Source organism: Pseudomonas sp. BIC9C, from assembly GCF_034541995.1.
GTDB classification, from domain to species: domain Bacteria; phylum Pseudomonadota; class Gammaproteobacteria; order Pseudomonadales; family Pseudomonadaceae; genus Aquipseudomonas; species Aquipseudomonas fluorescens_CC.
Genome location: NZ_JAWDGM010000005.1, coordinates 39,119 through 63,098, shown reverse-complemented (window position 1 = coordinate 63,098; position 23,980 = coordinate 39,119). Strand labels below are relative to the sequence as shown.

Genomic DNA, 23,980 nt, shown 5'->3' with positions numbered 1-23,980 from the left:
AACCCATAGGCCTTTTTTTTATTGCTTTCGCAGTAACCAGCTTTTCTCGAAAGTAGCCCCAGATCGCCATTCAAAGGGCCGAGCCTGAAACGCTATGAGCCTCTGCAAACGGCTTCTGAAAACCGAAACCCTGCGTGAAGCTGGAAGAAGCAGGACAATAAAAATAATGGGTGAAACATGGCAAAGCTCAGTCAGCTACCCCTCTGCGGTGTGAACGTCATCGATTTTGGTCAATACATCTCCGGCCCCGCCGTCGCGATGATATTGGGCGATCTCGGTGCCACGGTCATCCATATCGATCCACCTGCCGGCCCACTTTGGGACAGTCCGGCAAACGCTGTCCTCAACCGTAACAAACAGTGTCTGCGCCTGGATTTGAAATCTGCGGCGGGCCTGCAACAGGCGCGACAGATGATTGCCAAGGCCGACATCGTAATTGAGAACTTCCGGCCAGGCGTGATGAAAAACTTGGGGCTGGATTTTTCTGAGCTGCGCCGTGAGCGTCCGCAACTGATCACCCTGTCCATTCCCGGCTTTGCCTCCAATGATGAACTGCGCAACCAATGGCGTGCCACCGAGGCCATCATCGCTTCGGCTTCCGGCGTGTTCACGGATATGGGGCAAAACCGGGTATTGATGGGCATCAATCCCAGTTTCTCGCCGCTACCGCTGGCATCCGCCTACGGCACCATGCTTGCTGTTTCGGCTGTTGTACTGGCGTTGCAGGCCCGGCAACGCACGGGGCTGGGCGACGAGATCGAAGTACCGTTGGCAGCAGCGGTCATGGAAGGGCTGTCTTACAACTCGATCAAGATTGACGGGTATCCCGCGCGCTATAAAACCCTGCGTGAAAAAGAGATTGAGCGCCGGCGTGCAGAGAACTTGCCAATGAATCTCAGTTATGAGGATTTGCAGGAGTATCTCGACCCTTTCTATCGCACCTATGAATGTGCTGATGGACGCAAGTTTTACGCCGTTTGCCCATCGCATCGCTCCCACGCCAAACGTTGCCTGCAGGCCATGGGCTTGTACGAAGAAATGCTCGCGGCGGGTCTGCCTAAAGTCGACGACCCCTATCTGCCGTTCGACCAATGGGAAGGGGATGCGTCCCTCGGAGTCTATCCATTACCCGAAAACTGGGCGAAACGGATCTCTGCGCGGATGAAGGAAGTTTTCCTGACCAAGACGGCAGCGCAATGGGAAAAAATCTTTGGTGAAGGGCAGTTTCCTGGAGCACCTCATCGCTCCACTCAAGAATGGTTGCACGACGAGCATGCCAATACGGCTGGTTTGGTGGTCGACGTCGTGGATTACCAATATGGGCCGATGAAGCAGCCCGGTGCTATTGCTTGGCTGGAGGACAGTTCAGAGTTGATGCTGTCACCGCTCTCTCGTCGGGAAGTCAGTGTTGAAGAGGCACTCGCTACCTTGAGTGAAGGTACTCGGGAGGTATTGCCGGTCGCAACGCAGCAAAGCTCAAAAGGATGGCTGGACGGAGTTAAAATTCTCGACCTGACCAACGTTATCGCTGGCCCGCACTCGACCTCATTCCTTGGCCGATTTGGTGCTGATGTCATCAAGCTGGATCCGACCACTCCCAATTACGACCCTTGGAATACCGTCGTGTTTGGTATGTCGTCCGCTCGTGGCAAACAGAGCATTTTGGTCGACCTCAATCAGGACGAGGGGCGTGAGGTATTCAACCACTTGGTGAAGTCGGTTGATGTCATCGTGATGAACGCGCCGGATCGCCAACTGGTACCGCTGGGGTTGGATGAAGCCAGTCTGAAGGCGGTGAACCCGGAGGTGATTTTCTGCCAACTGGACTGCTTCGGTGGCCCTCGCCGTGGCCCTCGCACCGACTATTTGGGTTATGACGACCTGATCCAGGCGACGACCGGCATCATGCTGCGTTTCGGCGGTGGTATGCAGACGCCGGAAGAGCACGCCCACGTTGGCACCATCGACGTGATGTGTGGCTTCGCCGCTGCACTTGGGGTGGCCACCGCGCTGTATCAAAAATCCAGAACAGGGAAAGTGAGTCGTGCTCGTACATCGCTCGCGGCGTTGGGCAACCTGGTTCAAATACCTTTCTGCTATGACTACGCGGGCCGTGCACCCTTTGATGAGCCGGCGGGACGCGAGGCATTGGGATACAGCGAACTATCGCGTTTCTATCGCACGGCGGACGGCTGGCTTTACCTCGACGCCAGCGTTGCAGATCTGAACAAACTGGAGTCTGTTCAAGGTCTACAAGGACTGTCTGCTGCTTGTGACTATGCGCAGTTCCTCCAGGCTGCACTGCTAAAAACAGCGGGAGAAACCTGGCAGGCCCGTTTGCAGGAGGCCGGCGTCGCTGCGGCTGTGCCGGACAATATCGACACGCTTCGGCAGCGCTACAGCCGACCTGCTGACAACTATCCGGGCACAGACAACGGCAGCTACTCGTTCAGCGTCTACGCCAACCACCCGAGCGGGCGATGCGTGACACAACTCGACCCTTTTGCCATCCGGCCACGGCATGCCGCTATCCGCACATTGGCACCGGCGGAAAAATTTGGCGCATCTACGCGATCAGTACTGACCGAACTCGGTTACAGCCAGAGCCGGATCGAAGCATTGATGGCGGGCCACGTCATCAGTGACAGCTGGAGCCAGGAATATTTGCCTAGCTGACGTACTCATCTGAACCGAGGGTGCGGCGCACAGCAAAGGCTCTGTACCCGGATGAACTTCATCAGAAACAGCAGTTGGGAGCGGACTCTCCAGGGAGGGCCATTCCCGCATGGAAATCCCGGAGGCAATATGTCCAATCAAGTAGTCCTGCCGCGCATCCTGCAGGTAGGTGCGAAGGCAAGTGAAGCCATTCCCGATGTGCTCAGCAGTTTGGGGTGTTCCCGTCCACTGATCATCACCGACAAAATGATGGTACAGCTCAGTTATGCCGGTCGTATTCAGGACGTACTCGCCACAAAGGGCCTGAGCGCAGATGTCTTCGCCGACACAGTGCCGGAGCCTACGGTCGACTCGATTCGTGCCGGTGTGGAGTATGCGCGCTCGGGTGACTATGACAGCATCATCGCGTTAGGCGGTGGTAGTCCTATCGACAGCGCGAAAGCCATCGGTATTCTCGCCAAGTTCGGTGGCGAGATGCGTGACTACAAGTTTCCACGCCAGGTGAGTGAGCAAGGCTTGCCGATCATCGCAGTGCCGACGACCGCCGGCACCGGTTCCGAAGTGACCCGTTTCACCATCATAACGGATGAGCAGAACGACGAAAAAATGCTTTGTGTGGGGATCGGTTTCATGCCGGTGGCGGCATTGGTCGATTACAACCTGACGCTCAGCCTGCCAGCCCGTGTTACGGCCGATACTGGGATCGATGCATTGACCCACGCCATCGAGGCCTACGTCGGCCTCAAAGCCAACCTCTACAGCGATAGCCAGGCGCTGGCCGCGATGCGTTTGATTGGCCCAAATTTGCGTCGAGCCTATCACTCCGGTCAGGACACCGCAGCTCGTGAAGCGCTGATGCTGGGATCGACATTGGCAGGAGTTGCGTTCTCGGCAGCCTCCGTCGCTCTGGTTCATGGCATGAGCCGACCGATTGGTGCTTTTTTCCATGTTCCCCACGGTCTTTCCAACGCAATGCTGCTGCCAGGTGTGACGGCCTTTTCCATTCCTGGTGCGCCAAAGCGTTACGCCGATTGTGCTCGGGCCATGGGTGTCGCGACCGCTCAGGACTGCGACGAAAGCGCCAACGTCAAGTTGCTCGCGGAACTGCACGCACTCAATGAAGAGCTGCAAGTTCCGACACCTGAAGGCTTTGGTATCAGTCGCTCACGCTTCTTCGAACTGATGCCAACCATGGCTGAACAAGCAATTGCCTCCGGTTCACCGGGCAACAATCCTCGCGTGCCTTCGGTCGACGAGATGATCGAACTCTACCGCAACCTCTGGTAGCCAAAACATAACCCCGCCAGCGTCATCACATCAGCGGAAAAGCCGCGTTTTAACAATAAGGAACACTCTTATGATTACTGTAGGTCATCTAATCAACGGTCAGATTGTCACTGATACTGAGCGCACTCAGGACGTGTTCAATCCGGCGACGGGCGAAGTCACCAAACAGGTTGCACTGGCCTCGAAACAAACGGTCGAGAAAGCCATTGCTGCCGCTGAAGCGGCTTTTCCTGAGTGGCGTAACACACCACCGATCAAGCGTGCGCGGGTGATGTTTCGTTTCAAGGAATTGCTTGAGCAGAACGCCGAGCGTATCTGCCAAATGATTGGTGAAGAGCACGGGAAGATCGTTCACGATGCCATGGGCGAACTTCAGCGGGGCATCGAAAACGTTGAATATGCGTGTGGTGTCCCCGAGTTGCTCAAGGGTGAACACAGCAAGAATGTCGGGCCCAACATTGACTCCTGGAGTGAGTTCCAGCCGCTGGGCGTGGTCGCGGGTATTACGCCGTTCAACTTCCCGGCAATGGTGCCGCTGTGGATGTTCCCGATGGCGATTGCCTGCGGCAACTGTTTCATCCTGAAACCCTCCGAGCGCGACCCAAGTTCGACCCTGTTCATCGCGCAACTGCTGCAGGAAGCCGGATTGCCGAACGGCGTCATGAGCGTGGTCAACGGTGACAAAGAGGCCGTCGATACGTTGCTCCACGACCCTCGTGTGCAGGCCGTGAGTTTCGTAGGTTCGACACCCATCGCCGAGTACATCTACCGCACTGCCGCAGCAAACGGCAAGCGTTGCCAGGCGTTGGGCGGTGCCAAAAACCACGCCATCGTCATGCCCGACGCGGACATTGATAACGCCGTCAATCAACTGGTAGGGGCTGCGTTTGGTTCGTCAGGGGAACGTTGCATGGCGCTGTCTGTCGCCGTCACCGTAGGTGATGCAACAGCCGATGCCTTGATCGGCAAAATGCGCAAAGCTATGACTTCCCTTAAGGTTGGAGCCTACCAAGATAAGAGTAATGATTTCGGCCCTTTGATCACTCGCCAGCATCAGCAGAAAGTAATCGGCTACATCGATAGTGCAGAGGAAGAGGGGGCCGAGGTCGTCGTCGATGGCCGGTCGATTCAAGTCCCAGCTTGCGAGAATGGTTTTTTTGTAGGGGGAACACTGATCGATCAGGTCAAACCCGGCATGCGCTGCTACGAGGAGGAGATCTTTGGGCCGGTATTGTTGATCGTGCGCGCGCAGAGTATGCAAGAGGCGATGCAACTGATCGATGCTCATGAATACGGTAATGGCACGTGCATTTTCACTCGCGATGGTGAAGCCGCCCGATACTTCTCGGACAACATCAAGGTCGGCATGGTCGGTATCAATGTACCGCTCCCAGTACCTGTCGCGTATCACAGCTTTGGTGGCTGGAAACGTTCGCTGTTTGGCGATTTGCATGCCTACGGCCCGGATGCCGTTCGTTTCTATAGCAAGCGCAAAACGGTCACACAGCGCTGGCCATCTTCTGGAATTCGCGAAGGTGTAGAGTTCTCTATGCCGACGATGAAGTGACTAAACGACACGGAGAAATCCGGCGTAGAGCGTTCGCTTCATCAAGTGCCGTAGCCATTGAAATTTCGCCCAGGTGACACCGAGTCTTGGTTGACCTAGAGATTTTCTCTGAGCACAAAAAGGCCTCTCTCAGACTGTGTGAAAACACACTGATGAACGCCTCAGCAAACGCCCCGAGTTGTTCGGGGCGTTTTGCTTCGTGTTGGAAACAGACGAAAAAAGCCTGCCGCACATTTGGAGTCGTTGCTAAATCAAGTGAGGTTTCAGGTCTCCGAGCATTTAAGCCTTAGCTGGCCCTTTAACCCCGTGGGCTGCCTTGGTCTTGCCTGGTGCTGTTTCCTTCAAGGCCAGGCCTACGACGAGGCCGACGATTACGGACTCTCCGAAAAAGTCCGCAGATGTGTTGCCGCTGATACGGAATTGACCCGTTGCCGACGCAACGCTGACCCGATACCAAACGACGAAAATCCAGCATTGGTAATGGTTCACAAGACAACAGCCTGGGTCAGTGAAATTTCGGCAACTGGGTCAATCCTGCGCTGGCGACAACACTGCATGGACGCAGGCCTGGTCAAAGGCGAAGGCTTTGCCGTGGACGCCAGCATCATCAAGGCGGATGCGAGTCGGCAGCGCGGCGTACCGGGTGATGAACAGGTCAACTGGAGCGATCCGGCCCTGAGCAGCCGCGTCGTACGTGAGTACCTTGAAGCGCTCGATGAAGAGGCTTTGGCCGAAACGCTACCGAAGCGCCTGTCGCTGACGGATCCTCAGGCCCGCTGGACCGCTGCTCCAGGTGGCCCAGCTTTCTACGCTTACTCCACGAATTATCTGATCGATACCGAGCACGGCGTGATCATGGATGTGGAACCCACACCGGCTCATCGAACCGCAGAAGTCGAGAGCACCAAGACGATGATCGATCGGGTCGAAGCGCAGTTCGACATTAAGCCGGATCGCCTCATCGGCGATACCGCTTACGGCACAGCGCCGATGCTGGCCTGGATGGTGGAGGAAAAAAACATCAAACCGCATGTGCCGGTGTGGGACAAAACCGAGCGCAAGAACGACAGCTTTTCGAGTAACGATTTCCACTGGAATGAAGAGGCTGAGGAATACCGCTGCCCAGCCGGCAACGTATTACGCAGCGAATGGCGAGCCTTCAAGAACGAGCGTTCGCACGTCACCAAAGCCAACACCATCATCTTCCGATCCAGACAGACCGACTGCGCGACATGTCCGATGAAAGCCAAGTGCTGCCCGAACACTTCGATTCGCAAGATCGTCCGCAGCGTCCATGAAGCCGCTCGCGATGTGGCTCGACGCATTGCAGTAACGCCGGCGTATCAGCGCTCTCGCCACGAACGTAAAAAGGTCGAAATGTTGTTTGCCCACCTCAAACGCATCCTTAAATTGGATCGCCTGCGGCTACGTGGCATGAGTGGCGCGACGGATGAATTCACGCTGGCCGCTGCGGTGCAGAACCTGCGTCGGCTGGCCAAATTTTCATCTCAAGGGCCACCAGTCACGGGATAGGTGCGCCTGCACCAAGCAAAAAACCTCAAATTAACCCACTAACAGCGCAGCAACGGTCACCGAAGGGCCGAAAAACCACTCAATGTGGTGAGTAGGTTCTCCGGTGGTGGTCGTGCCTGAGTTCAGGCCATTTGAAAATCCGACTTTTTCAACAGAATCGGCCGTTTACTGCCTGTCGCGAAGGTCAGCAATTCAAAGCAAACCTTCGACCTGGCGGTGACACAACCCAGATATTTCCTGATCCGGGTTGTGGTGATGCCACTCCGTCTGAATCTAATTCAGGGACAATTGGCGAAGCCCCCCGGATTACCAGAACTTAATCGTGTAACCGAGAATCAGGCGGTTCTCATCAACATCGGTGGTCAAGCCGTTGCCGGAACGGAAGGTGACATTGCGCCAGCGGATGCTCAGGCCCTTGAGGGCGCCATTCTGCACCACGTAGGCAAGGTCGCTGTCGCGTTCCCATTCTTTACCGTCATCAGTGCTGGCGGTCTTGACGTTGCGGCCGTCGACATAGCGGGTCATGAAAGTCAGGCCGGGGATACCCAGGCTGGCGAAGTCGAAGTCGTAGCGCAGCTGCCAGGCATCCTCATCGGCGAGGGTGAAGTTGTTTAAGGTCACCAAGTTGACCACATAGGGGTCGCCGCCATTAAGGAAGGGAAAGGCGCTGTCGCCGGACATGCGCTGGAAGGCCGCACTGAACCGGTGCGGGCCCTTGCTGAGGCTGACCATGCCGTTGAAGTTGCGGTTGTCGATCTTGCCGGCGCGCTCGACACCGTCGCCACGACTGTCAAAGAAGCGAAGGTCACTGCGCAGACTGAACCCGCCCGGCAGGGGTTGGGTGTGCACCAGGCCGATGAACTGCTGGCGGTAGATCTCGTCCAGCCGGCCGTAGTAGTAGCTGACCGCTAGTTGGGGGGTGATGGCGTATGTGCCGCCGGCGAAGTCGAACGCATCGCTCGTCGCGGCACCGTATCCGACTTCGTCGCGGCCGGAGCTGTCGCGCAGGTTCGTGCGAGTCAGTCGGCCACCGTTGAAGGTCAGGCCATCCAGTTCCTGGGAAGTTAGCATGCCACCCTGGAAGGTCGAGGCGAGCAGTCGGGTGTCGTTGTAGGTAACCACGGGCAACTGCGGCTGTAGGGTACCCAAGCGCAGCACACTCTTCGAAGCATGCAGCTTTGCGGTCAGACCGAGCTCGCTGTAGTCGTCCACTGGCTCCTTACTAACGGGGTTGAAGGGCAAAAGGCCGGTGCCACGCCGATCGCGACTGGAGTCCAGCTTGAGCCCAAGCTGGCCGATGGCATCCAGGCCGACGCCTATCTTGCCCTCGGTGAAGCCCGACTCAAAGCGTGCGGTGAAGCCCTGGCCCCATTCAGCAGCTTTGGACTGGGCGGCGCCGCTCTGGCGGAAGTCGCGGTTCAGATAAAAGTTGCGCAGTTCCAGAGTAGCCTTGCTGTCTTCGACGAAGCCGGCCATGGCTGCGGAGACGGTAAGTAGGCAAGGAGCGGTGAATAGGATTGCAAGTCGCTGCGGGGTGAGCAAATAAGTACGGTTCATTGTTGTTGTTCCCGATACTGAGTCTTGTCGGTGAGCGTTAGCGTTCTGTGCTGAGTGGCGCGGGCAGCACTGATCCCGGTCATGGAGTGGATGAAATGGGCCAGATATCCATCACCACCTCGTCTTCGATCACCTTGCACTTGCAGATGGAGTAGACGCCGGCGTTGCAGGAATAGGGGAGATCGGCACCTTGGGCGTTGCCGGCGCCGCGCACGCTGACGCTATTGCGCGGTCGTCGCTGATCAGGGTGATCTGGCTGGTGGCGCCATCGCGGCCTTCCGCGCTTCTGGCTGCTGCCGGCGACAGCGAACAGTTCGAAGTGGATGCGCTCGGCGGGCACGCCGCGTCCAAGGAGACTTGACGTCGATCCAGCGAGCGAACAGTTGACCGCGTTTGTCGGCGTCGGTCCGCCTGCTATGGAAATCCACGTCCTGCTGTTCGCGGCTGAACACGAAGATCAGGGTGAGACGCTGCAGATAGCGGTTCTTCAGGTCTTCCAGTTGCTCACGGAACAGAGCAGGCGCTCCAACTGGTGCTGGCGCAATTGATCGACACTGGCGGTTTCCAACGTGTCGAGTCGGGAGGTTTTGGCGATCATGTTCATGGCTTCACTCGAATTGTTTTTATATAGCGGTCCATAGGAAGGGCATTGGCCGTCAGGAACAGCCAATGCCTCCAGAGGCGGTTTGATCTCGGAAGATCGGCGTCACACTCGTTCGATGATTAGTGCTATCCCCTGGCCGACACCAATGCACATGGTGCATAGGGCGTAGCGTGCCTGGCGCTCCTCCAGTTCGTGCAGCGCGGTGGTGACCAGGCGGGCGCCGCTCATGCCCAGCGGGTGGCCGAGAGCGATGGCGCCGCCATTGGGATTGACTCGCGGATCGTCGTCGGCCAGCCCCAGTTCGCGGAGCACGGCCAGGCCTTGTGCGGCGAAGGCTTCGTTGAGTTCGATCACGTCCAGATCAGCAAGGCTCAGGTTGGCCAGTTCCAGCACCTTGCGGGTCGCCGGTACTGGGCCGATGCCCATGATGCGCGGCTCGACGCCGGCGGTGGCCATGGCCACGACCCGGCCACGAGCCTTGAGGCCATAGCGTTGGGCCTGTTCGGCGCTGGCCAGGAGCAGGGCGCAGGCGCCGTCGTTCACGCCCGAGGCGTTGCCGGCGGTAACGCTGCCACCGTTGCGAAATGGGGTGCCGAGCTTCAGCAGTTGCTCCAGGGTGGTGTCACCGCGTGGGTGCTCGTCCTGGTAAACCACCTTTGCCGGGCCTTTGCGCTGGGCAATTTCGACCGCAACTATTTCTTTGGCCAGGCGGCCGTTGGCCTGGGCGGCAGCGGCGCGCTGCTGGCTGCGCAGGGCGAAGGCGTCCTGGTCGGCGCGAGAAACATTGAACTGCTCGGCGACGTTTTCAGCGGTCTCGGGCATGGAGTCGATGCCGTACTGCTTTTGCATGAGCGGGTTGACGAAGCGCCAGCCGATGGTGGTGTCGAACAGTTCAGCCTGGCGCGAGAAGGCATGTTCGGCCTTACCCATGACCATGGGCGCGCGGGACATGGATTCGACACCGCCCACCAGCATCAGGCCGGCTTCGCCGCAGCGGATGGCGCGGGCGGCGCTGCCGATCGCGTCCAGCCCCGAGCCGCACAGGCGGTTGAGGGTGGTGCCGGGCACGCTCACTGGCAGACCTGCCAGCAAGGCAGACATGCGCGCGACGTTGCGGTTGTCCTCGCCGGCCTGGTTTGCGCAACCGTAGATGACGTCGTCGACCTGGCTCCAGTCCACCTGAGGGTGGCGCTGCAACAGGGCACGCATTGGCACCGCGCCGAGGTCGTCGGCACGCACGCCGCTCAAGGCTCCGGCATAGCGACCGATGGGAGTGCGTACTGCATCGATGATCAGGGCGTCTTTCATTCGGGGGTCTCCTGCGCCAGCACTGTGCCGCGCACTTTGTAGGATTTGCCATGGAACAGCGCAATCAGCTGCTCCTGCTTGTTTGCAATGCGTACGTCGTAGTTACCGGGCCGACCGCTGCGGCTTTTCTCGCTGCACTCGGTGGTGAGGGTGTCGTCCAGGCGAGCCGGTCCACTGGACAGCAGGCGCATACCCATCCCCTGGCTGACGGCATTACGCTCGACTAGCGCGCGGGCACAGGCTACGGCGAGCGACAAGTCTTCATGGGTGGTCATGGAAGGCTCTCCCTTCGGCGCCAAGGCGGCGCAACAGCAGGGAAGGGCGGTAGCGCTCCTCACCATAGGCCGTCTGGAGGTTGCGCAGGATGGCCACCACGGCGGGTAGGCCGATGGCATCGGCCCAAGTCAGCGGGCCCTGGGGATAGTTCACGCCGGCGCGCATGGCCAGGTCGATGTCGCTGGCCGAGCCCACACGCTGGAACACCGCGTCGGCACCCTCGTTGGCCAGCATGGCGACGGTGCGCAGTACGACGAGTCCCGGAATGTCGGCGAGGGGACTGACCTTGAGGCCGGCCCGCCGCAGCAGAGCCACTGCTTGGTCGCGGGCGGCGGCGGAGGTGCCGGCGGCCCAGGCGATACCGAGGCGGGAAGCCTTTGCGTAGTCCAGGGCGAGGTCCAGCAGCACCAGGTTGGCGAGGCCGTCCTCGCTGGCGCGCTGGCAGGCCAGGCGGCCGTCGGTCAGGGCCAGCACCGCGTCGCCGACCCGCAGCAGGCCGTCGCCGTCACGGCGGGTCACCTTCACGCCGACTTCGGTCAGGCGCTGCACCAGGGGTTCCGCAACGCCCAGGCTGCCTTCTACCACACAGGCATCGACGTGGGTCCCGCTGCCGAGCTCGACGGGCTCGGGTCGCTGCGCGCCTTCGGTGTAGTCGTAGAAGCCGAAACCGCTCTTGCGGCCCAGGCGGCCAGCGTCCACCAGTTCCTTTTGAATCAGCGAAGGCTGGAAACGGAAGTCGCCGTAGTAGGCGTCGAACACCGAGCAGGTGACGGCGTAGTTGACGTCATGGCCAATCAGGTCGGTGAGCTCGAAGGCGCCCATGCGAAAGCCGCCGGCGTCGCGGATCAGCGCATCCAGGGTCGCGCAGTCGGCGGCGCCTTCATGCAAGAGGCGCAGGCTTTCGGCGTAGAAGGGGCGCGCCACCCGGTTGACGATGAAGCCAGGTGTGGAGCGGGCGTGCACCGGCTGCTTGCCCCAGGCCTTGGCGGTTTCGTAGAGGCATGCGACCAGCACCGGGTCGCTGGCCAAGCCGGAGACGATCTCCACCAGGGCCATCAGCGGCGCCGGGTTGAAGAAATGCATGCCGATCATCCGGCCCTGGTGCTCCAGGCCGGCGGCGAGGCTGGTGATTGACAGGGAGGAGGTGTTGCTGGCGAGGATGCAGTCGGGGCTGCACAGGTCTTCCAGTTGGCGCAGCAGGTCGCGCTTGACCTCCAGGTTCTCGACAATGGCCTCGATCACCAGGTCGGCGTCGGCCAGAGCCTCGATGCTCTCCACCGGCTGCAGGCGGTCGACGATGGCGGCGTGCGCCTCGGCGCCGAGCTTGCCTTTCTCCACAAGGCGGCCGAGCTGGCGATCGATGCCCTTGACCGCGTGAGCGGCTGCGCCGGCGCGGGCGTCGTAGAGCTTGACCGGGTGACCGCCTTGAGCGGCGACCTGGGCAATGCCGGCACCCATGGCGCCAGCGCCGATGACGGCGACGGTAGCGGAAGTTTTCAGGGCGGGCATGGGCTTAGCGTCCTTTGAAGGTGGGGGTGCGCTTTTCCAGGAAGGCACTGACGCCTTCGCGGTAATCCTCGCTGTGGCCGGCCAGACGCTGCAGGTCGCGCTCCAGGTCGAGTTGCTCGTCGAGGCTGTTGTTCAGACTGGCGTTTAGGCTGCGCTTGATCAGGGCCAGCCCGTAGGTGGGCTGGGTGGCCAGGTGGCGGGCGAGCTTGAAGGCCTCCTCGCGCAAGTCGGCATCGTCCACCACGCGGTAGATCAGACCCCACTGCTCGGCCTGCTCGGCGGACAGGCGCCCCCCCAGCAGCGACAGCGCCTTGGCGCGGGCCATGCCGACGTGGCGGGAAGGGTCCAGGTGCCGCCGGAATCCGGAAGCAGGCCGATCTTGCAAAAGGCCTGGATGAAGCTGGCGGAGCGTGCTGCCAGCACCAGGTCGCAGGCCAGGGGAATACTGGCTCCGGCGCCGGCGGCGACGCCGTTCACCGCGCAGATCACCGGTATTGGCAAGTCGCGAAGAGCGCGGATCAGCGGGTTGTAGAACTTCTCGATGGATTCGCCCAGATCCGGCGCGGCGGCGCCCGGCGTCACATTGCGGTCGGCCAGGTCCTGGCCTGCACAGAAGCCGCGACCCTCGCCGGTCAGCAGCAGAACGCGCACCTCGGCGTCCTGGCGCACCCGTTTGAGGACTTCGTGGACCTCGCCGTGCATCCTGGCATTGAAGCTGTTCAGTTGCTCCGGGCGGTTGAGACTGAGGATGGCGACGCCAGCCTCAATGGAAAAGAGGATGTGTTCTAAGTTCATGACTCGGGCACTCCAGGGCGTCGGAAGAGGGCGGCCAGCGGTCACTGGCCGGTAAATTCGGGGCGGCGCTTTTCCTGGAAGGCGCGGATACCTTCCTCGCGGTCGCGGGTGCCGGCCAGAAGAGTGAAGGCGTGGCGCTCGAAGCGCAGGCCGCTGGCCAAATCGGTGTCTTCGGCCTTCAGCAGCGCCTCCTTGGCCAGGCGCACCGCCAGGGGCGCCTTCTGAGCGATGACCCGGGCGATGGCGATGGCCCGCTCGACGGTGAGTTCCGGTTGAGTTACTTCACTGACCAGACCCGCGCGCAGGGCGTGGCGGGCGTCGATTGACTCGCCGGTGAGGACCATTTGCATGGCCAGGGGCTTGCCCACCGCACGCAGCAGGCGTTGCGTGCCGCCAGCGCCCGGCATAATCCCGAGGTTGATTTCCGGCTGGCCGAAGCGGGCGTCCTCGCCTGCAATGAGGATGTCTGCGTGCATGGCCAGTTCGCAGCCACCGCCCAAGCAGAAGCCGTTGACGGCTGCAATCAGCGGCTTCGAGAAGCTGGCGATGCGTTGCCAATGGGCAATGCGCGGGTCGTTCAGGATGCCGACCAGGTCGCGTTCGGCCATTTCCTTGATGTCGGCACCGGCGGCGAAGGCCTTGCGGCTGCCGGTGATCACTACTGAACGGATCTTGGCGTCCTGTTCGGCGGCAGCGAGTTCGGCGGCCAGTTCGCCGAGCAATTCGGTGTTCAATGCGTTGAGCGCTTCCGGGCGCCGCAGGGTGATCAGGCGGACGCCTGGCTCCGGGGAAAGTACGGCGAGGGTGAGAGACATTCCAAAATCCTCAGGCTGCACGCGCGGCTTCGCAAGCCGAACTGGTCATCGGTGTTAGTGCGTGTTGTCGTTCCAGGGCGGCCATGGGTCGCTGATCCGGCGCTGTCGTCGGCATATCGCGTCCATGGCCACGCGGGCCAGCTGCACCCGCGCGCGGCTGGCTGGCTTGCAAGCACTGGTTCGAGGCGCGGACTGCCCGCGCGATCTTTCAACCGGCAAAGGCGTGGTCTTCATCAATCCGTTCTATGAATGCCGCGGCCTCTTGAAGCGATTTGTCGACGTCCGGCATTTGCGTCGACGACGAGACCCTCACCGGGTCCGGAACACCGCCGACCAGGACTCCCGCCTCGACAGCTGCGCACACTTCGCTCATCGACAAGCCTGCGCTGCGGAACACCTGTTCGTTGTGCTCGCCGCGAAATGCCGGCGCGCTGCGCGGGCCGAGTTCGTCGTCTGAAAAACGCCACGGATAGCCGTGAAGACGATACGAGCCACCATGCCGATCAGGGACTTCCTGCACTGCGCCCCACTGCTTTGCCCAGTCGGTCTCGGCGAGTTCCTTCAGCGAACGGATCTGGCCGATGGCAATCTTCGCTTCGTCCAGCTGTGCATCGAGCGTCTGCAGGTCGCGGAACGAGAGCATCCATTTTTGGATCAGCGCATGCAGTTCGCCGTAGTTCTGTAGCCGCAGCTCAGCGGTACTGAAGCGCGGATCGCGCGCAAGATCCATCCGGCGCATCGCGCGCAGATAGTTTGGAAAGGTGTTGGTGCCGACGATGCTCTGCGCCGCGACAAATGCCTCGCCCGCCGGTCCGACGAAGTGCGGGCCTTCTGTCGCACCGAGCACACCCGGTTCCGCACCGGTATCGACACCCGCGAGGTCAAGGTGCGCGCGTTCGTTTATGGACAGCATCACCGCCGCCATGGCCACATCGATGTACTGTCCGCGACCAGTCACTTCTCGCTTGTGCACCGCAGCAAGCACCGCGATGGTCGCCTGCAAGCCCGCGTAGACGTCCGCGTGCGACAGCGGATCGGTCCATTTGCGCCCTGCATCGATGCCCTCGAAATGCCGCATTGTGTTGTGTGTGAAGCCGGCTTCGGCTTGCACTGTCGGCGCATAGGCCATGCGCGATGCCCAAGGTCCGCGCTGCCCGTAGCCGGTGATCGAAACATACACCAGCTTCGGATTGCGCAGGCTGAGCGTCTCGTAGTCAAGACCAAACGACTTGAGCGTACCCGCACGGAAGTTTTCGACGATGATGTCAGCCTCGTCGCACAGGCGCAGCACCAGCTCGCGTGCGTTGCCCACATTTAGATCGACGCTGACGTTGCGCTTGCCGCTATTCTGTTGCGCGTAGTAGCCCGACATGCCGTTCTGGTTCGGGAACGCGGAGCGCGACACGTCCGGGCGTGGAGGCTCGATCTTGATCACATCCGCGCCAAGATCGGCGAGTGTGCGTGCGCAGAGCGGTCCGGCCAGCACCCGCGAGAAGTCGACAACCTTGAGTCCGTTTAGTGGTCCAGTCATATCAGTCCCCCTTGAATTCTGCCGTGCCGGGTCCAGTCTTGCCGAAGGCTTCGAGTCCCCGCTTGAGGTCCTGCGACGCCCAGATCGGCTTCTGTAGTTCGAACATCGCTTCGTCGGCTGCTTTGAGGCCTTCGTTGAGCGCGATGCTTACAAGCTGCTTCGTAGCGCCGTGCGCGACTGTCGGGCCCGCAGCCAGTTCCTGGGCGACCGACAACGCTGCCTCGTCGAGGTTTTCGTCGGGCACTACCAGGTTGATCAGGCCCCAGCGCTCAAGCGTTGCGGCGTCATAGCGACGGCCGAGCATCGACATCTCTTTGGCGCGGGCCGGTCCCGCGCGCACCACCTGACGCTGGATTCCGCCAAGTAGCGGATGCAAGCCGACTGCGGCCTCGACTGAACCTATCTTGGCCGACTCGGCGACCACGCTGAAGTCGCACGCGAGCACCAGTTCGAAGCCGCCGCCGAGACAGGTGCCATTGACCGCTGCGACGATCGGAATCGGCAGCGTCTCGAATGCGCGCAGGACTTCGAGCGGATCGACCAGCCCTTTACCCTCTTGCGCAATGCGATCGGGGAACAGCGACACTTCGGCGCCCGCTGAGAAATGCCGCAATGCGCTGCGCAGCAGGATTGCGCGCGAACCGCGCTCGACGGCCGCGTCAATTTCCTCGAGTAGCGCACCGTACATCGTTGGACCCATCAGGTTGTGCGGACGAAAATTCATCGTCAGTACTGTCACGCGGTCCTTTATCTCGCGTATCACGATCGGTTCGTTCATTTTTGCTCCATATCACTGGTAGGTGTCTGCTACACAGACAGCGTTCGTTGCAATAGTCCGGGGGGGTTGAATTAGCGGCTTCAGCCGGGCTTCCAGATCGCGTTCATCCGGTTGTCCCTCGCAGTAATTGGACGCCGGTCAGTTCGCTGAGCGCATCGAACGACAGGTCCGTGCAGATCTCGATCACCTCCAGGCCCGATCGCGTGACATCGATAACCGCCAGATCGGTATAGATCCGGCTCACACAACCCATTCCCGTAACCGGATAGGAGCATCGCTCGACGATCTTGCTTGCACCCTCTCTGGTCAGATGCTCCATCATCACGTACACATTCTTCGCGCCGGACGCGAGATCCATTGCACCGCCAACTGCCGGAATCGCATCGGCTTGTCCGGTGTGCCAATTCGCCAGGTCGCCACGGACCGAAACCTGGAACGCGCCCAAAATGCAGTAGTCGAGATGTCCGCCGCGAATCATTGCGAACGAATCGGCATGGTGGAAGAAGGCGCCTCCTGGAACCAGCGTGACGGGTTCCTTGCCAGCGTTGATCAGGTCCTCGTCCTCTTCGCCAGGCACTGGCGCGGGTCCCATCCCGAGGACGCCGTTTTCGCTGTGTAGAATGATTTCCCGGTGTGGGTGCAGATGGTTGGCGACAAGCGTCGGGACGCCAATTCCCAGATTGACATACGCGCCGTCCGGGATATCTCGCGCGACGCGCTGTGCCATTTCGATCCGTGTAAGCTTCTTCATTTCTGCGATCTCATCTCTAACTCTTCCACTCAGTAAGCCGACTACGAGACCCGTACCACGCGCTGTACATATATTCCGGGCGTAACCACCGTCTCCGGATTCAACGTACCGAGTGGAACGATTTCGCTGACTTGAACGATCGTAGTTGTCGCCGCGCTGGCCATGACCGGGCCAAAATTGCGACCAGACATCCTGTACGTCAGGTTGCCCCAGCGGTCTGCGTGATAGGCCTTCACGAGGGCGAAGTCAGCTTTCAGTGGTAATTCGAAAACGTAATTCTTGTCGCCGATCTTGCGGGACTCTTTTCCTTCCGCGAGCCTGGTACCGTAGGCTGTCGGGGTATAAAAGCCGCCAATTCCAGCGCCTGCCGCCCGCATGCGTTCCGCCAAGTTACCTTGTGGAACCACTTCAAGTTCCACCTCTCCTGCCCGATAAGCCGCGTCAAACAGGGTTGCTCCGGGGAGCCGTGGAAATGAACAAATAAGTTTCCTTACGCGCTTCTGCCGAATGAGCTCACCGAATCCGGAATCATCGCTGCCGGAGTTGTTGCTGATGATGGTGAGATCGCGCGCACCTTGTTCAACCAGCGCATCAATCAGTCGTAAGGGAAGACCTGCCCGCCCGAAGCCGCTGATCATGATGGTTGCCCCATCCTTGATGTCCTCCAGTGCTGTGTCACATGTGTCCAGAATCTTGTTCATCATAAGAATCATCCGAGGGCGACTGGCATGCCCGTTCGCTTGGGTAAATGATGTTCCATCGAGCGCCGGCGCCTGGTCTCGAGACAAACCGGGCACGAGTTCCTCCGCGAGGGTCGAAGATTCGAACCACGTTCGGCATTGATGGAAAACTCTCCAGAGAGCGATGAGCAGCCAGAAGGCCGGGAAAGGCCCCAGTAATGGCTTGGCCGCTACCGCGGGCCGTTGCGTGTCAGCGTCCTGGATTTTTCAGGCGCAACCGGTCCGATCAGCCTTCGCTCGGATCGTAGGGTGAGGCGCAGTTCTCAAGCTTCCACCGCTTCTCGGCTACCGTATCGGGACGAGGCGGGTGAATGCTGTCGATCAACCAAAGTTCTTGCGGTGTTTCGCCGACATGCAACTCGAAGTGGTAGCCCCGGTCCTGAACAAAGGGTGCGATCGCGGCATTCGCCTTGCGTAGCCAGGAAGCCGTCCACTCAGGGTCTTCGGCGATGTGCCTGGCGAAGTGGTCCAGCCGGATTCTGACAAAATCACCGCGCGCCTCTCCTCCCATGTAGAAGGAGTCTTTGGGCTGTTCATGAAACAGAACGCCTACATAGAAGCGAGGAATGATGTAGATGTCGGCAATGCGATTTGCCATCTCCCTTTTTTCTTCTGCTGTATAGGCGCCGACTGGGTGGTAGATATTCCACAAAGGCATTTTTATTCTCCACACTTCATAGATGCCGCTTTCCTCATGTCAACGCATCTGAATTTCTTTCGAAAAGGTACGTGACATCTGTAAGACGGCGATATCAATAGCTCAGGAATGAGCTACCGGATTGAAATGATGCTTTTCGCAAATGCAGTATTCTCTTGTTGGGGAACGCGGTTCGGCTTCCTGTCAGCTTCCCTTGGGTTTCGTGGGCAGCGTTCCAACCGGGTCCGTTGTAATCAGCTTCTTGTTAACGAACTCCTCGAATCCAGCCATCGACAGCTCCCTCCCGAATCCGGAGTTCTTGACACCTCCGAACGGTAGCTGAGGAGTCGTCGCAAACGGTCGATTGACAAACACCATGCCGCTGTCGATTTGCGTAGCAATCTGCTCGCCACGCTCAAGATCGGCAGTCAGGATTGAGCCTCCGAGCCCATACTGCGAATCGTTTGCCAGCCGAATGGCTTCTTCTTCATTTGCAACAACGAAGAAGGAAGCGATAGGACCGAAGAACTCTTCCTGATAAATCGGGGCGCTCGTGTCGATGTTGCTAAGAATGGTGGGTTCGATGTAGAAGCCTTCTCGATCGATACGATGGCCGCCACATTCGATTGTTGCGCCGCAATCCACTGCGCGCTGGATCTGGCCAAGAAGGTGTTCGAGGGCTCTTTGCGACGAAACCGGTCCGAGCGTCGTGTTCGCGTCCGTAGGGTCACCTGCCTGCAGGGCGGTCATGGCCTTTTTGAAACCACTGAGGAATTCTTCACCACGCTGCTTGCCGATGACGATGATGCGTTTCGAGCCAACGCAAACCTGTCCGCAATTCAACGTCCGTCCGATTAATGCGGTATTGATTGCCCAATCGAGCGGCGCATCTTCCAGAACGATCATGGCATCGTTGCCGCCGAGTTCGAGCACCACCTTTTTCAGATTGCGCCCGGCTCGCTCAGCCACCGCGGCACCGGCTCTTTCACTGCCCGTGAGGGTGACACCACGCACACGTGGATCGTCGATGATCCTCCCGACCTGGTCAATCGACGCAAAAACGTTGGTGTAGACCCCCGTTGGCGCACCTGCTTCTTCAAATAGTCGGGCAAACGCCAGCGCGCATTGCGGCACGCTTTCAGCGTGCTTCAGGATGAGTACGTTGCCAACCATGAGTTGCGGAGCGGCAACGCGGGCGATTTGGTAGTAAGGGTAATTCCACGGTTCGACACCCAGCAGGATGCCAACCGGATAGACATGGACTCTGGCGCCCGAAACCTCAGGTACTGGTTTTGGCTCAACGAACTCGTGTGCATGCTGGGCGTAATAGTCGAGGATATTTGCAGACAGTCTCACTTCGACGCGTGCTTCGGCGATCCGCTTTCCCATCTCCAACGTAATGATCTGCGCATATTCTTCCTCCTTGTCGCGCAGGATAGAGGCGGCCTTCGAGATAATATGCGCACGATCCGCAACGGACCGTTGCCGCCAATCCAGTTCAAAAGCACTGTGGGCGGTCGCGATCAGTCCCTCGATCTCGTGGTCATTCGCACCCTCGAACGCTTTGACTAATTTCCCGGTTGCCGGGTTGATTGTTTTGTAGTCCATCGAACAGTCCTCGCTGTGTCGGTCGCATAGGGATGAAAAATGGGATCAGACAGCGCCCGATTCCATGAATCTCCTTACCGCCCATGCATCGTTTGTTCATTCTCGAACTGACGCTGTCGACTGACAATCCCATTGGGAACGGATGCTGTGTTCACTGCCAGTTAACCTTGCGCCTTCGTCACAGCCCCCGGGATCGGATGGGCGTGGCACGTCGATCAGTGCACACGTGGCGAGGCCTGGTGTGGCGCGGGCGGTTGGTGCCGACGCGAACATGGCGTGCTCTGCGAAGGCCCGTTGGAGCGGGTGCATCGGTGGTCAGCAGTGTGGTCAGAATGAACAAAGGGTTCTCGCGGCGGCGCCTGGGCGGCCGCGCGATTATTGATACGCCTTGTTGACCGCTACGGTGCAACTAGATGCGGTGAGGCGTCGAATTGGCGCACAGGATGGGAGGGATGGAGCAGGGTGATGCACTTACTTCCAGCACTCAGCGCATTCTCTCAATTCCTTTTCCAGGTATTCGATCAATGCCCGCTTTGCGGGTGACGGGAAACGGCTGGGAAGCGTGAGAATATACAAGCTGTTTAGCTGGCCGACGATCTGGTACTGCGCAAGTACTTGCTGCAGATTTTTGGCGGTGGGTCCGCGCATTGCGTATGTCGGCAGAATACCGATGCCCATACCTTCCATTACCGCATCGAGGATAAAGGGTAGTCGGCCGATTGCAGCGTTGGCTGGATATGGACGAGTTGGGCGTCCGTGTCGTCATTTCGATTTCTAAGCTCGATCGTAGCCTCCAGACTCGGCGGCAATCCGATAAAAGTCTGCGACGCGAGGTCTGCAGGGTGGTTAATCGGTCCACGTCGCTGAAAATAGTCCGCGGATGCACAAAGAATCCAGTCAATTGAGCAAACTTCACGCGCAACGCAATCCAGAGGCGGTGATCGCTCGATGCGCAGCGCGATGTCGACTTCGCAGGCGATAAGGTCTTCGATCCTGTTATTGAAGGTGATCGCCAGCGAGATTCCCGGATGAATCCGTGCGAATTCACGTAGCTTGGGCCCAACAAATAACCTGCCAACACCAGTGGGTACGCTGATGCGAATCCGCCCTGTCAGTGTTTGCCCAAGCATGTCGATGGATGCACGGGCGTTATCCAAATCATCCAGTATGCGCCGTCCGCTGGCGTAGAGAACCTGACCCGCTTCGGTCAACTCGAAGCTGCGTGCCGAACGTCGAACAAGTTGTGCTCCTGTTTCACGCTCAAGAACCTTGAGTCTCTGGCTGATGTTTGACTTCGACATATCGAGCTTGCGCGCTGCTGCAGCCAAGCCACGACACTCCACAATCTCGACGAACAACGTGATCAGATTCAGATCCATTTCAGGTACTTGATGAGTAGCGGCTGCAGGCCGGTGTCGACCTCTCAGTCATCGCACTGTGACTCGGTTACGAGGGGCCGGTAGCGACGCAGGGCTACGTCGAAACTGATCTCGCCATGTAGAAACGGGCCCTGGACACGATCCAGGGCCCAGGGGCGGATCGGGTAATCGATCCGCTTGTCGTCGATGGGCAAGTTGCCATTTGTGCAGCGTGGATGGGTATTCAATCTTCTGCAGCGGGAGTCAGGTCGGCTGACGTCGCACCGGTTGTCTGCGGGTTGTCCATGGCAAGGAACAGGCCAATACCACCTAGAATCATCAGCGAGCCCATGACGAACAGTCCATTGTTGAGACTGCCTGTCGTGACCTTGATCCAGCCCATCATGGCCGGACTGAAGAAGCTCCCCAACTGACCCAGGCTGCTGATGACGGCAATCCCCGCCGCGGCGCCAACGCCAGAGAGGTAGCGTTGCGGAATCGCCCAAAAGACAGCCAGGGCCGAGTAGGTCAGCGTCGCGGCAATGGTAAGTAACGCCAGCGCAGCCGGCAGGTTGTGTGTCCAGAAGGCCAGGACGAACAACGCAATACCGCCGCCGACCGCACAGATGAGATGGTGCCAGCGTCGCTCCTGCGTTGCATCCGAATGTCTGGAAATCAAGATGATTCCAATGGTCCCGATCCCGTAAGGAATCGCACTGAGATAGCCGACCTCAAAGATCGTCTTTGCGCCGGCGTCCTTGATCACGGCTGGCAGCCAGAAGCTGATCACCGCCCCTCCACAGACCAGCGAGAACCAGACCGCAGCCAGGAGATACACACGCGCATTCCTGAGCACATCCCTCGTGGAATTCGCTGTACCTTCCGTGTTTCGTTCGTCCTCTTCGCTCAGCCTGGCGATCAAGGTATCGCGCTCCAGCGGCGCCAGCCACACGGCAGTGCGCGGACCGTCATCGATCATCCAGTAGGCCATGATCCCAAGTACTACCGCGGGAATTCCCTCCAGTATGTACATCCATTGCCAGCCCCTGAGACCATGAAGCCCATTGGTGTGGTCCATGATCGCTCCCGACACGATTCCCCCAACGACGCCAGCAACGGTAATGCCTACGAAGATCCAGGAAGTCGCGGAGGCTCGTCGGCTTGGCGGGAACCAGTAGGACAGATAGAGGACGATCCCAGGGAAGAAGCCGGCCTCGAACACGCCCAACAGGAAACGCACAACATACATTTGCCAAGGTTCGACAACGAAAGCCATACCGACGGAAACCAGACCCCAGCATGCCATGATCCGCACGAAGGTTCGGCGGGCACCTATCCTGTGCAGGAGAAGGTTACTCGGCACTTCGAACAGGAAATAGCCAAGAAAAAAAATCCCTGCGCCCAGCCCGTATACCGCATCGCTGAAGCCGAGATCGCCCTTCATCTGCATCTGGGCAAAGCCAATATTGATACGGTCAATGAAGGCAACAACGTAGGCGACAAAGAGGAAGGGCATCACGCGAAGTGTGACTTTCCGGTAAAGAGCGTCCTCCGCTGCGGCGCAGCGGTTCTTATTCATAGGGATCATTTCTGTCTCCGGCTGCCTCTGCCTGCGAGCAGAAGCCGTTTTATGCCGCGTTACCTTTTCAGTTGGCGTCGCGGTCGATGAATAGGGTTGGCCATTTCGACCATCCCAGGTAGGCCAGGGGCTTGAATCAGTGATGCAGGACAGGACTCACTGGCCGTCCTGGCAGACGTAGCAAGGAACGGGCGGCGCAGAGGGACGCCCGCGCTGCCATTCGGCGGGGCCTGGCGCCAGCTCGCCCGCGGTTACGTCTCAGTCTTCTACACCTGCGACGATGCGCGCGTCCCTTTCTGCGCCATCCCCCAGTACGGCCAATACCTTTTGATAAGCCTCGCTCTGATACGCAGCAAGAGCCTGCTCGAAGCTCGGAAATTCAACCACGACGGTCCGCTGCTCCAGACCCGCCTCGGCCGCAACAACCTCGCCGCCTCGCGCCAGAAACTTTCCGCCCGCTGCCTTCACCACTGGTCCCGCGAGGGCTCCGTACGCCGCCAACTTATCTAGATCATGAATTGCTCGATACGCTGCCACCCAATATCCTTTTGCCATTTTTTTATTCCTCAGTTGAAGAGCATTTGAGAACGCAAAGATCATTTACACAGACGTCTCTGCATGAGTACTGAGTGCGTGTATGCAGGCGACGAAGAAGGGCCAAGGCATCAACCGGCACTTGTCACAACGGAAACGGTGAAGCGCGAAATATCAACTGGCCGCGTAGTGCATAAACACACTCATCCAGACTGATGAAACGGTCCTCGCGGTGTCGGTCGAATATGGATGACATTGGGATCAGACAGTGCCCGATTCCATGAATCTCCTTACCACCCATGCGCCTTTTTTTTCATTCTGGAATTGACGCTACCGACTGACAATCCCATTGGGAACGGACGCTGTGTTCACTGTCAGTTAACCTTGCGCCCAGGATCGGATGGGCGTGGCACGTCGATCAGTGCACGCGTGGCGAGGCTTGGTGTGGCGCGGGCGATCATTGATACGCCTTGTTGACAGCTACGGTGCAAATAGATGCGCAGAGGCGTCGAATTGGCGCCCAGGATGGGAGGGATG

The 23,980-nt window shown here is 59.3% G+C and carries 18 protein-coding genes and 3 pseudogenes; 4 read left to right on the top strand and 17 right to left on the bottom strand.

Translation table 11 applies throughout. The features are described 5' to 3' along the window. The first annotated feature begins 177 nt into the window (after positions 1 to 177). The 4 genes and pseudogenes from RS887_RS21075 to RS887_RS21060 all read left to right on the top strand — a co-directional run. Positions 178 to 2,676: a CoA transferase gene (locus tag RS887_RS21075; RefSeq protein ID WP_322616875.1), complete on the top strand. Its 2,499-nt coding sequence runs from the start codon at positions 178 to 180 to the stop codon at positions 2,674 to 2,676. Positions 2,677 to 2,805: 129 nt separating this feature from the next. Beyond that, positions 2,806 to 3,963, top strand: coding sequence for an iron-containing alcohol dehydrogenase (locus tag RS887_RS21070; RefSeq protein ID WP_322616874.1), 1,158 nt, complete (start codon positions 2,806 to 2,808; stop codon positions 3,961 to 3,963). 70 nt (positions 3,964 to 4,033) lie between these two features. Next, complete coding sequence (locus RS887_RS21065) at positions 4,034 to 5,530, top strand: CoA-acylating methylmalonate-semialdehyde dehydrogenase (RefSeq protein WP_322616873.1); 1,497 nt, start codon at positions 4,034 to 4,036, stop codon at positions 5,528 to 5,530. Positions 5,531 to 6,076: 546 nt separating this feature from the next. Further along, positions 6,077 to 7,063, top strand: a pseudogene (locus RS887_RS21060) (transposase); the annotation flags it as partial. Positions 7,064 to 7,369: 306 nt separating this feature from the next. Here the strand turns inward: RS887_RS21060 and RS887_RS21055 are convergent. From RS887_RS21055 to RS887_RS20975, 17 genes and pseudogenes are all read right to left on the bottom strand, one after another. Then, positions 7,370 to 8,620: an OprD family porin gene (locus RS887_RS21055; protein WP_322616872.1), complete on the bottom strand. Its 1,251-nt coding sequence runs from the start codon at positions 8,618 to 8,620 to the stop codon at positions 7,370 to 7,372. Between the two features lie 106 nt (positions 8,621 to 8,726). Beyond that, positions 8,727 to 9,138: pseudogene (locus RS887_RS21050) on the bottom strand (flavin reductase family protein); the annotation flags it as partial. A 188-nt stretch (positions 9,139 to 9,326) separates the two neighbouring features. Beyond that, complete coding sequence (gene pcaF / locus RS887_RS21045) at positions 9,327 to 10,532, bottom strand: 3-oxoadipyl-CoA thiolase (protein WP_160107314.1); 1,206 nt, start codon at positions 10,530 to 10,532, stop codon at positions 9,327 to 9,329. Next, entirely contained in the window at positions 10,529 to 10,807 is a 279-nt protein-coding gene (locus RS887_RS21040) for a hypothetical protein (protein ID WP_322616871.1), read from the bottom strand. Before RS887_RS21040 ends, pcaF begins: the two co-directional genes overlap by 4 nt. Then, positions 10,794 to 12,317 carry a 3-hydroxyacyl-CoA dehydrogenase PaaH gene (gene paaH, locus RS887_RS21035; protein WP_322616870.1) on the bottom strand — a complete coding sequence of 508 codons (1,524 nt, stop codon included), beginning with the start codon at positions 12,315 to 12,317 and terminating at the stop codon, positions 10,794 to 10,796. Before paaH ends, RS887_RS21040 begins: the two co-directional genes overlap by 14 nt. A 4-nt stretch (positions 12,318 to 12,321) precedes the next feature. Then, positions 12,322 to 13,112 (bottom strand): annotated as a pseudogene (gene paaG, locus RS887_RS21030) (2-(1,2-epoxy-1,2-dihydrophenyl)acetyl-CoA isomerase PaaG). A gap of 41 nt (positions 13,113 to 13,153) precedes the next feature. Beyond that, positions 13,154 to 13,927, bottom strand: a complete 774-nt coding sequence (paaF, locus tag RS887_RS21025; RefSeq protein WP_322616869.1) for a 2,3-dehydroadipyl-CoA hydratase PaaF — start codon at positions 13,925 to 13,927, stop codon at positions 13,154 to 13,156. Positions 13,928 to 14,135: 208 nt separating this feature from the next. Then, positions 14,136 to 15,458 (bottom strand): CoA transferase, encoded by a 1,323-nt coding sequence (locus RS887_RS21020; protein WP_322616868.1) that lies wholly within the window; start codon positions 15,456 to 15,458, stop codon positions 14,136 to 14,138. Between the two features lies 1 nt (position 15,459). Next, a complete protein-coding gene (locus tag RS887_RS21015) occupies positions 15,460 to 16,236 on the bottom strand; it encodes an enoyl-CoA hydratase/isomerase family protein (protein ID WP_322616867.1) in 777 nt (258 codons plus the stop codon). A 103-nt stretch (positions 16,237 to 16,339) separates the two neighbouring features. Continuing rightward, complete coding sequence (locus tag RS887_RS21010) at positions 16,340 to 16,996, bottom strand: 3-oxoacid CoA-transferase subunit B (RefSeq protein ID WP_322617292.1); 657 nt, start codon at positions 16,994 to 16,996, stop codon at positions 16,340 to 16,342. A 32-nt stretch (positions 16,997 to 17,028) separates the two neighbouring features. Beyond that, positions 17,029 to 17,691 (bottom strand): 3-oxoacid CoA-transferase subunit A, encoded by a 663-nt coding sequence (locus tag RS887_RS21005; protein WP_322616866.1) that lies wholly within the window; start codon positions 17,689 to 17,691, stop codon positions 17,029 to 17,031. A gap of 262 nt (positions 17,692 to 17,953) precedes the next feature. Next, a complete protein-coding gene (locus RS887_RS21000) occupies positions 17,954 to 18,385 on the bottom strand; it encodes a tautomerase family protein (RefSeq protein WP_322616865.1) in 432 nt (143 codons plus the stop codon). A 183-nt stretch (positions 18,386 to 18,568) separates the two neighbouring features. Further along, complete coding sequence (locus RS887_RS20995; RefSeq protein ID WP_322616864.1) at positions 18,569 to 19,972, bottom strand: NAD-dependent succinate-semialdehyde dehydrogenase; 1,404 nt, start codon at positions 19,970 to 19,972, stop codon at positions 18,569 to 18,571. A gap of 471 nt (positions 19,973 to 20,443) precedes the next feature. After that, positions 20,444 to 20,650, bottom strand: a complete 207-nt coding sequence (locus tag RS887_RS20990) for a hypothetical protein (protein ID WP_322616863.1) — start codon at positions 20,648 to 20,650, stop codon at positions 20,444 to 20,446. A gap of 8 nt (positions 20,651 to 20,658) precedes the next feature. After that, complete coding sequence (locus RS887_RS20985; protein WP_322616862.1) at positions 20,659 to 21,351, bottom strand: LysR family transcriptional regulator; 693 nt, start codon at positions 21,349 to 21,351, stop codon at positions 20,659 to 20,661. 223 nt (positions 21,352 to 21,574) lie between these two features. Then, complete coding sequence (locus RS887_RS20980) at positions 21,575 to 22,909, bottom strand: MFS transporter (RefSeq protein WP_322616861.1); 1,335 nt, start codon at positions 22,907 to 22,909, stop codon at positions 21,575 to 21,577. 258 nt (positions 22,910 to 23,167) lie between these two features. Continuing rightward, entirely contained in the window at positions 23,168 to 23,509 is a 342-nt protein-coding gene (locus tag RS887_RS20975; protein ID WP_322616860.1) for a DUF1330 domain-containing protein, read from the bottom strand. Positions 23,510 to 23,980 lie beyond the last annotated feature (471 nt).